Here is an 8,211-nt window from a genome sequence, read left to right on the forward strand (position 1 = left end):
CTCGCACTCACAGCGAGGTACCGACCAGCTTCACCAGGTCGACGAGGCGGTTGGAGTAGCCCCACTCGTTGTCGTACCAGCCGACGACCTTGACCTGGTTGCCGATGACCTTGGTCAGCGGCGCGTCGAAGATGCACGACGCCGGGTCGGTGACGATGTCGGAGGAGACGATCGGGTCCTCGTTGTAGACCAGGATGCCCTTGAGCGGGCCCTCCGCGGCGGCCTTCAGCGCGGCGTTGACCTCGTCCACGGTGGTCTCGCGGCCGACCTCGACGGTGAGGTCGGTGGCCGAGCCCGTCGGGATCGGCACCCGCAGCGCGTACCCGTCGAGCTTGCCCTTCAGCTCCGGCAGCACCAGGCCGATGGCCTTCGCGGCGCCGGTGGAGGTCGGGACGATGTTCAGCGCGGCGGCCCGGGCGCGACGCAGGTCCTTGTGCGGCGCGTCCTGGAGGTTCTGGTCCTGGGTGTACGCGTGGATCGTCGTCATCAGACCCTTGGTGATGCCGAACGTGTCCTGCAGGACCTTCGCCATCGGCGCGAGGCAGTTCGTCGTGCACGAGGCGTTGGAGATGATGGTGTGCTTCGCCGGGTCGTAGGTGTCGTGGTTGACACCCATGACCACGGTGACGTCCTCGTTCTTCGCCGGAGCGGAGATGATGACCTTCTTGGCGCCGCCGTCGATGTGCGCCTTGGCCTTGGTGCCGTCGGTGAAGAAGCCCGTCGACTCGATGACGACGTCCGCGCCGACCTCGCCCCACGGCAGCGCCGCCGGGTCCTTCTCGGCGAACGCCTTGATGGTCTTGCCACCGACGGTGATCTCGTCGGCGGTGGCCTTGACCTCGTACGGCAGGCGGCCGAGGATGCTGTCGTACTTGAGCAGGTGGGCGAGCGTGCCGTTGTCGGTCAGGTCGTTGACCGCCACGACCTCGATGTCGGCGTCGGACGCCAGCACTGCCCGGAAGAAGTTACGGCCGATTCGGCCGAAGCCGTTGATGCCAACCCGGATGGTCACAGGTCCCATCTCCTTGCGTTCTGGTCCGCCGGCTTGACTCAACGGGCCGGCGGGAATGGTGTGCGCCGACCGTTGGAACCGGCCGTCGACTGTTCATCTCGGCCACCCCGCCGCGCGGTCTGAGGACCTGACCGCCCGAGGCGGTGGGCACGACGAGAAGTGCCGGTGTCGGCCCCCTTGCCGTACTCAGCGACCCTATCCGAGCGCGCGGGACCCCGCTGCGCCGGGTCGTGCTCCCGGCGCACCGTACGGCCCCACCGTCCTATCAGACCACGAGCATGTCGGGCGTGACGGCTGCTTCGGTATCCGGGATGCCGAGGTCCCGGGCCCGCTTGTCGGCCAGCGCCAGCAGACGGCGGATCCGCCCGGCGATGGCGTCCTTGGTCAGCGGCGGGTCGGCGAGCGCCCCCAACTCCTCCAGCGACGCCTGCCGGTGCTCCAGGCGCAGCCTCCCCGCGTCGGTGAGGTGGTTGGGCGCCTCCTCGGCCAGGATCTCCAGCGCCCGGGTGACCCGGGCGGCGGCGGCCACCGCGGCACGCGCCGAGCGCCGCAGGTTCGCGTCGTCGAAGTTGGCCAGCCGGTTGGCGGTGGCCCGCACCTCACGGCGTACCCGACGCTCCTCCCACGCCAACACGCTGGAGTGCGCGCCGATGCGGGTGAGCAGCGCGGCGATCGCGTCGCCGTCCTTGACCACTACCCGGTCCACCCCGCGTACCTCACGGTTCTTGGCCGTGATGCCGATCCGGCGGGCCGCGCCGACCAGCGCGAGCGCCGACTCCGGCCCCGGGCAGGTGATCTCCAACGCGCTCGAGCGGCCGGGCTCGGTGAGCGAGCCGTGCGCCATGAACGCGCCTCGCCACGCGGAGACCGCGCAGCAGACGTTCGCCGCCACCACGTGCGGGGGCAGCCCCCGCACCGGCCGGCCGCGCACGTCGAGCAGGCCGGTCTGCCGGGCCAGCGCCTCGCCGTCCTTGACCACCCGGACGATGAAGTGGCTGCCCTTGCGCAGCCCGCCGGAGGCCAGCACGTGGATCTCGCTGGGGTAGCCGTAGACCTCGGCGATCTCCCGGCGCAGCCGGCGCGCCACCGCCCCGGTGTCCAGCTCCGCCTCCACCACCACGCGCCCGGAGACGATGTGCAGCCCTCCGGCGAAGCGCAGCAGCGCGGCCATCTCAGCCCGCCGACAGCAGGGCTTGGGCACGTCGACCCGACTCAGCTCGTCCTTGACCGCAGCCGTCATCGCCATTGTGCGTCCCCTCACGGACCTGTTCCGGCGTGTCGCCGGTGATTACGTACGTGTCTAACGATCGGCACCCAGGACAGGCACCAGCGCGGCGCCCAGGGCAGCCGGATCATGGCGGGGAGTGCCGTCGGTGACGGCGACGGGGGCGAGGACCAGGCGGGCACCCAGCGATTCTGCCGCACGTTCGACCGGTTCCGGGTCACCCACCGCCTTGGCGTCCGCCAGCACGAGATCCACCTTCAGCTCGGGCAGGTACCAGTGCAGCGCCGCCAGATGATCGGCGACCGAGAGGCCGAGGGTCTCCTTCTCCGCGGCCAGGTTGAGCGTGACCAGGCGTCGGGCCGAGCTGGACACGATCGCGTCGGCCAACTGCGGCACCAGCAGGTGCGGCAGGACGCTCGTGTACCAACTGCCCGGCCCGAAGATCAACCAGTCCGCCGCGCCGATCGCGGCCAGGGCCTCGGCGCAGGCGGCCGGGGCGGCCGGGGTCAGCCGCAGCGACTCGACCCGCCCGGTGGTGACCGCCACCTGGTGCTGGCCGCGCACGGTCCGCACCTCGTCCGGGGCGTCCGGGTGGACCCCGCGCACCCGCGCCTCGATGTCGACCGGCTGACGCGACATCGGCAGCACCCGCCCGACCGCGCCGAGCATCGCCCCGGCGTGCTCGAGCGCCGCCACCGGATCGCCGAGCAGCTCCATGAGGCCGCAGAGCACCAGGTTGCCCACCGCGTGCCCGGCCAGCCCGTCGGCCCGGAACGCCGGGTCCGCGCCCGCGCCGGCCGCGTCCCCCGCCGCCGGGGCCGCGTCGGTCCCGGCATCTTCGAGTACGCGGGCAGCCTGCGCCGCCGCGAAGCGGTGCTGGAAGAGACCGGCGCTGCGTCGGGTGGCCGGATGGTCACCGGACAGCGCGACCAGGGCCTGCCGCAGGTCACCAGGGGGCAGGCCGCCCCGCTCGGCACGCAGCCGGCCACTGGAACCGCCGTCGTCACCGACCGTCACCACAGCCGTGATGTCCAGGTCGAGTTCCGGAGCGCAGTGCCGCAGCGCGCGCAGCGACGCGGAGAGGCCGTGCCCGCCGCCGAACGCCACCACCCGGCGCGTCGTCATTCCCGCCCCAGGTCGCGGTGCTGGGCGTTGGCCGCCAGCCCCGCCTGGCGCAGCCGGCCGGCCAACTCCTCGGCGATGGCCACACTGCGGTGCTTGCCGCCGGTGCAGCCAACGGCCACCGTCAGGTACCGCTTGCCCTCCCGCTCGAACCCGGTGGTGGTGGCGTTGACCAGGTCGGCGTACGAGGCGACGAAGGCGTCGGCGCCCTCCTGCCCCAGCACGTACGCGCTCACCGCCTCCTCCCGCCCGGTGTGCTCCCGCAGCTCCGGCACCCAGTACGGGTTGGGCAGGAAGCGGGCGTCCAGCACGAAGTCGGCGTCCGGCGGCAGGCCGTACTTGAAACCGAACGACAGCACGGTCACCCGCAGCCGCCGGGCGTCCTCGCCGCCGAACAGCTCCTCGATCCGCCGCCGGAGCTGGTTGACGTTCAGGTGACTGGTGTCGATGATCACGTCGGCCTGGTCACGGGCCTCCTCCAGCAGCCCGCGCTCGACGGCGATACCGTCGGCGAGCCGCCCGTCCCCCTGCAACGGGTGCGAGCGCCGGACGCTCTCGAACCGGCGGATCAGGACCTCGGCGTCGGCGTCGACGAACACCACCCGGGGCGAGAAGCCGCGCTCCTTCAGCTCCCGGATCGCGCCGGCCAGGTCGGTGGAGAAGGCCCGCGAGCGCACGTCCAGGACCATCGCCGTACGCCGGGCCGCGCCGCCGGCCTTGAACGCCAGCTCGGCCATGTCGAGCATGAGCGCCTGCGGCAGGTTGTCCACCACGTAGTAGCCGACGTTCTCCAACGCGCGGGCGACGGTGCTGCGACCGCCACCGGACACCCCGGTGACCACCACCAGAGTGGTCTCCGACTCGGCCGTCGGCTGCCCGTCACCGACTGTGTGCGCCTCGCTCACCCGTACCCCCAAGCCGTGGCGCCGCGGCCGCCATCGGCCGCGATTGGTCAATCAGCGACTCTATCCCGCCGATCGGGGTGGGCACGGGCACGCCCGCCGCCGCGCGCCGTGGGTGGGCCGAGGGCGCGGTAGCGCCGGCATCCGGCGACGGAACGTTCAGCCGCGCGGACCGCGCCGCAGACCGGTCACGAACGACGACCAGGCGTCCCGGCCGAAGACGAGTGCGGGCCCGCCCGGGTCCTTCGAGTCCCGCACCGCCAGCCCAGCGGAAAGTACGGCCACCTCGACGCAGTTCGAATCGTTCGCGCCGCTACGGCTACTTTTGCTCCAGGAAACCCGTGCCAGCTCCGCGGGGGTCATCGGCAGCGCTCCAAGGTGTCGGACTCAGTCCGGGACCTCGGCAGCGATCCGCGCAAGAAGGTCGGCTGACCGGTCAGGGTCGAGTGCCTTGGCCCGAAGGTGGTCGAACATGAGCTTATATCGGGCCACTTGCCGGTCCTCCTCCAGCAACAGGGTGCTGGAGTCGTTGCTGAGATACACCACCGCCGGGTCGAGCAGCGGGTCGGCGTAGTCCAGCAGGGTGAAGGCTCCGGCCATCGCCGCGTGCGCGCCGGCGGAGAACGGCAGGACCTGGATCTCTACCGAGGGCATCGCGCACGCTTCTGTCAGGCGGGTGAGCTGCGCACGCATCACCTTCGGGCCACCGACCACCCGTCGGACCGCCGCCTCATCCAACACTGCCCACAACGATGGCGGCAGGTCACGCGACAGTAGAGCCTTGCGGGCGAGCCTGGCTGCCACAACCCGGTCGGTCTCGTCCTGGTCGGCGGTGCTGCGGCCCGCTCTGACGATGGCGCGGACGTACTCCTCCGTCTGCAACAGGCCAGGAACGTACAGACACTCGAACGCGCTGATCGACGTCGCCTCGGCCTCGAAGCCGACGAAGTCGTCCGGCAGCACGTCGCCGTACGCGCTCCACCACCCCTTCTGCCGGGACTGCCGGAGCAACGCGTTCAGCGACTCCCGCTCGCCCTCGGATGCGTCGTAGAGGTCGAGCAGCGGGGGCATGTCCTTGGGCATCACCCGCGAGTGTCCGAGTTCGAAGCGGATGACCTTCGTCCGGTGCCAGCCCAGGATCTTGGCGACCTCCTCGGCGGTGTGCCCGGCGCGGTCCCGCAGGCGGCGCAACTCGCGCCGCAGCCGGCGGGCTCTGATCGTCGGACTGGGTACCTGCGCCATCGCCACCTCCACTCTGAGTGATCGATTCTTACCGAAGAGCGAACGCAATTCAAGCATCTGTTCGAATAAATCACGACGTTGCACTTCTTGCTCGACTGGTCCAGTCTCTTGATGAGCACCCGCTACGGAGAGGCAGGGAATCGTGACGGACAATCGATCGTCTCGCGGGGAGCGGGAGTCACGGCGACCCCGCGACGTCCAGGACGACCTGGCCGCTCTGCTCGACCGGGCCGACGTGTCCGAGCGGGTCCGGGCCGCCATCGCGGTCGCGTTGGCAACGCCGGAGACACTGTCGTCGTACCTCATCTCTCTGGGTCCGGCGGAGCGCGAGCGGCCGGCGGGCCGGCGCTGGACGCTGCATCTGTCCTACCTGGCGACGGACCTGACGGAGGCCCGCGACCAGGCCGTCGTCTACACGGAGGGGTTGACGACCCTGCGCCCCGAGGTGGCCGCCGAGGCCGCGCTGCTGTCCCGGGCCGACGCCTGGCACCACGTCGAGCCGGTGTTCTGCGGCCGGAGCGGCCCCGACAACGAAATCTGCATGGACGTCAACGGACACCCCGGCTTCCACAGCGCGGCCGGCATCGGCGGGCTCTGCTGGGGCGACGGGGACGGCCTGCCGGGGCAGTGACCGTCGCGGTGCGGCGGACGCGCCGGCCGACGTGGGGGTGGTGCTGTCGGGGTCGGCTCGTAGACTCCGCGGATGGCTTCCCCGACGGACCTGCGTACCGACGACGCGTTGGCGGTGCTGCGCCGGGTGTTCGGCTACGACGCCTTCCGCGGCTTCCAGCAGCAGGTCATCGACCAGGTCGTCGCCGGCGGCGACGCGCTGGTGCTGATGCCCACCGGCGGCGGCAAGTCGCTCTGCTACCAGATCCCGGCCCTGGTCCGCGACGGCGTCGCCGTCGTCGTGTCGCCGCTGATCGCGCTCATGCAGGACCAGGTGGACGCGCTCACCGCGGTCGGCGTACGCGCCGGTTTCCTCAACTCCACCCAGACCCTGGACGCCCGCCGTCGGGTCGAAGCCGCCTTCGTCGCGGGCGAGCTGGACCTGCTCTACCTGGCGCCGGAGGCGCTCGGCGTCCGGTCCACCCTCGCCCTGCTGGACCGGGGGCGCATCTCCCTGTTCGCGATCGACGAGGCGCACTGCGTGTCCCAGTGGGGGCACGACTTCCGGCCCGACTACCTGGCGCTGTCGATGCTGCACGAGCGGTGGCCGCAGGTCCCCCGCATCGCGCTCACCGCGACCGCGACGAGCGCCACCCGCCGCGAGATCGCCAGCAGGCTGGGGCTCGACGACGCTCGGCACTTCGTGGCCAGCTTCGACCGGCCCAACATCCAGTACCGGATCGTGCCCAAGCGGGAGCCCCGTAAACAGTTGCTGGCGCTGCTGCGCGACGAGCATCCCGGTGACGCGGGCATCGTCTACTGCCTGTCCCGCGCCTCGGTCGACAAGACCGCCGAGTTCCTGACCGCGAACGGGATCGCCGCACTGCCGTACCACGCCGGCCTCGACGCGGTCACCCGCGCCGCCAACCAGCAACGGTTCCTGCGCGAGGACGGGCTGGTCATGGTGGCGACCATCGCCTTCGGCATGGGCATCGACAAGCCCGACGTACGCTTCGTGGCCCACCTCGACCTGCCCAAGTCCGTCGAGGGCTACTACCAGGAGACCGGCCGCGCCGGCCGCGACGGACTACCGGCCACCGCCTGGCTGGCGTACGGCCTCCAGGACGTGGTCCAGCAGCGCAAGATGATCGAGACGTCCGACGGTGACCTCGCGCACCGACGCAACCTCGCCGCGCACCTGGACGCGATGCTCGCGCTCTGCGAGACGGTGCGCTGCCGCCGGGTCCAGCTCCTCGAATACTTCGGCGAGACCTCCACGTCGGCGTGCGGCAACTGCGACACCTGCCTCAACCCACCGGAGTCCTGGGACGGCACGGTCGCCGCCCAGAAGCTGCTCTCGACCGTCTTCCGCCTCGACCGCGAACGCAACCAGCGGTTCGGCGCCGGGCACTGCGTCGACATCCTGCTCGGCAAACAGACCGACAAGATCAACCAGTACGGCCACGACTCGCTGACCGTCTTCGGCATCGGCACCGAGTTGAGCGAGGCCGAGTGGCGAGGCGTCGTCCGGCAACTCCTCGCCGAAGGGCTGCTCGCCGTCGAGGGCGACTACGGCACCCTCGCCCTGACCGAGGCGAGCGCCGACGTGCTCGGCCGCCGCCGTACCGTCACCATGCGCCGCGAACCGGAGAAGCCGGCGTCGAGCCGCTCGTCGAAGCCGCGCGGCTCGTCCACCGTCGTGGCCGAGCTGACCCCGGCCGCCGCGTCCGTCTTCGAGCGGCTGCGCGCGTGGCGGGCGGCCACCGCCAAGGAACAGGGCGTCCCCGCGTACGTCATCTTCCACGACGCCACGCTCCGGCAGATCGCGGGCGACAAGCCCACCTCGCTGGCCGAGCTGTCCCGGGTCAACGGCGTCGGCGAGAACAAGCTCGCCAAGTACGGCGAGCAGATCCTGTCCGTCCTCTCCGACGAATGACCACGGGCACGCCGAAAGGGCCGGGCCCCTGTGGTGGGGTCCGGCCCTTGTCGGTGGTGTTGTGGGTCAGCTGGTGGCGTAGCCGCGGGTGGCGATCCAGTCGGCGAGGTGCTCGACGGTGATGTCGTAGGCGGCGGTGTTCGCATCGGCGGAGTCGGCGATG

The 8,211-nt window shown here is 71.3% G+C and carries 8 protein-coding genes and 1 pseudogene; 2 read left to right on the plus strand and 7 right to left on the minus strand.

Annotation, left to right across the window (positions count from 1 at the left end; genetic code table 11):
* Positions 1 to 7: 7 nt before the first annotated feature.
* From gap to ABZV06_RS28280, 6 genes are all read right to left on the minus strand, one after another.
* Positions 8 to 1,012 carry a type I glyceraldehyde-3-phosphate dehydrogenase gene (gap, locus tag ABZV06_RS28255; RefSeq protein ID WP_355049590.1) on the minus strand — a complete coding sequence of 335 codons (1,005 nt, stop codon included), beginning with the start codon at positions 1,010 to 1,012 and terminating at the stop codon, positions 8 to 10.
* Between the two features lie 265 nt (positions 1,013 to 1,277).
* Positions 1,278 to 2,258 (minus strand): DNA-binding protein WhiA, encoded by a 981-nt coding sequence (gene whiA / locus ABZV06_RS28260; protein WP_030491583.1) that lies wholly within the window; start codon positions 2,256 to 2,258, stop codon positions 1,278 to 1,280.
* 54 nt (positions 2,259 to 2,312) lie between these two features.
* Positions 2,313 to 3,362: a 2-phospho-L-lactate transferase CofD family protein gene (locus ABZV06_RS28265; RefSeq protein ID WP_355625251.1), complete on the minus strand. Its 1,050-nt coding sequence runs from the start codon at positions 3,360 to 3,362 to the stop codon at positions 2,313 to 2,315.
* Complete coding sequence (gene rapZ, locus ABZV06_RS28270; RefSeq protein WP_355248557.1) at positions 3,359 to 4,264, minus strand: RNase adapter RapZ; 906 nt, start codon at positions 4,262 to 4,264, stop codon at positions 3,359 to 3,361. Before rapZ ends, ABZV06_RS28265 begins: the two co-directional genes overlap by 4 nt.
* 156 nt (positions 4,265 to 4,420) lie before the next feature.
* On the minus strand, positions 4,421 to 4,624 hold the full coding sequence (locus ABZV06_RS28275) for a DUF397 domain-containing protein (protein ID WP_355248554.1): 204 nt from the start codon (positions 4,622 to 4,624) through the stop codon (positions 4,421 to 4,423).
* A gap of 24 nt (positions 4,625 to 4,648) precedes the next feature.
* Positions 4,649 to 5,503 (minus strand): DUF5753 domain-containing protein, encoded by an 855-nt coding sequence (locus tag ABZV06_RS28280; protein WP_355625253.1) that lies wholly within the window; start codon positions 5,501 to 5,503, stop codon positions 4,649 to 4,651.
* Positions 5,504 to 5,645: 142 nt separating this feature from the next.
* Between ABZV06_RS28280 and ABZV06_RS28285 the strand changes: the two genes are divergently transcribed.
* Together ABZV06_RS28285 and recQ are read left to right on the plus strand one after the other, a co-directional pair.
* The gene (locus ABZV06_RS28285) at positions 5,646 to 6,134 is read left to right on the plus strand and encodes a hypothetical protein (protein WP_355625255.1); all 489 of its coding nucleotides are present in this window, start codon (positions 5,646 to 5,648) and stop codon (positions 6,132 to 6,134) included.
* A gap of 72 nt (positions 6,135 to 6,206) precedes the next feature.
* On the plus strand, positions 6,207 to 8,048 hold the full coding sequence (gene recQ / locus ABZV06_RS28290; protein WP_355248545.1) for a DNA helicase RecQ: 1,842 nt from the start codon (positions 6,207 to 6,209) through the stop codon (positions 8,046 to 8,048).
* Positions 8,049 to 8,114: 66 nt separating this feature from the next.
* Here the strand turns inward: recQ and ABZV06_RS28295 are convergent.
* A pseudogene (locus ABZV06_RS28295) lies at positions 8,115 to 8,211 on the minus strand (phytochelatin synthase); the annotation flags it as partial.

This window comes from Micromonospora sp. NPDC005172 (genome assembly GCF_040608555.1).
Classification (GTDB): Bacteria; Actinomycetota; Actinomycetes; order Mycobacteriales; family Micromonosporaceae; genus Micromonospora.

Bases quoted from the DNA above. Each gene is read 5' to 3' on its own strand.
- ABZV06_RS28265 (WP_355625251.1), bottom strand. From the start codon at position 3,362: ATGACGACGCGCCGGGTGGTGGCGTTCGGCGGCGGGCACGGCCTCTCC.
- whiA (WP_030491583.1), bottom strand. From the start codon at position 2,258: ATGGCGATGACGGCTGCGGTCAAGGACGAGCTGAGTCGGGTCGACGTG.
- ABZV06_RS28280 (WP_355625253.1), bottom strand. From the start codon at position 5,503: ATGGCGCAGGTACCCAGTCCGACGATCAGAGCCCGCCGGCTGCGGCGC.
- recQ (WP_355248545.1), top strand. From the start codon at position 6,207: ATGGCTTCCCCGACGGACCTGCGTACCGACGACGCGTTGGCGGTGCTG.
- ABZV06_RS28275 (WP_355248554.1), bottom strand. From the start codon at position 4,624: ATGACCCCCGCGGAGCTGGCACGGGTTTCCTGGAGCAAAAGTAGCCGT.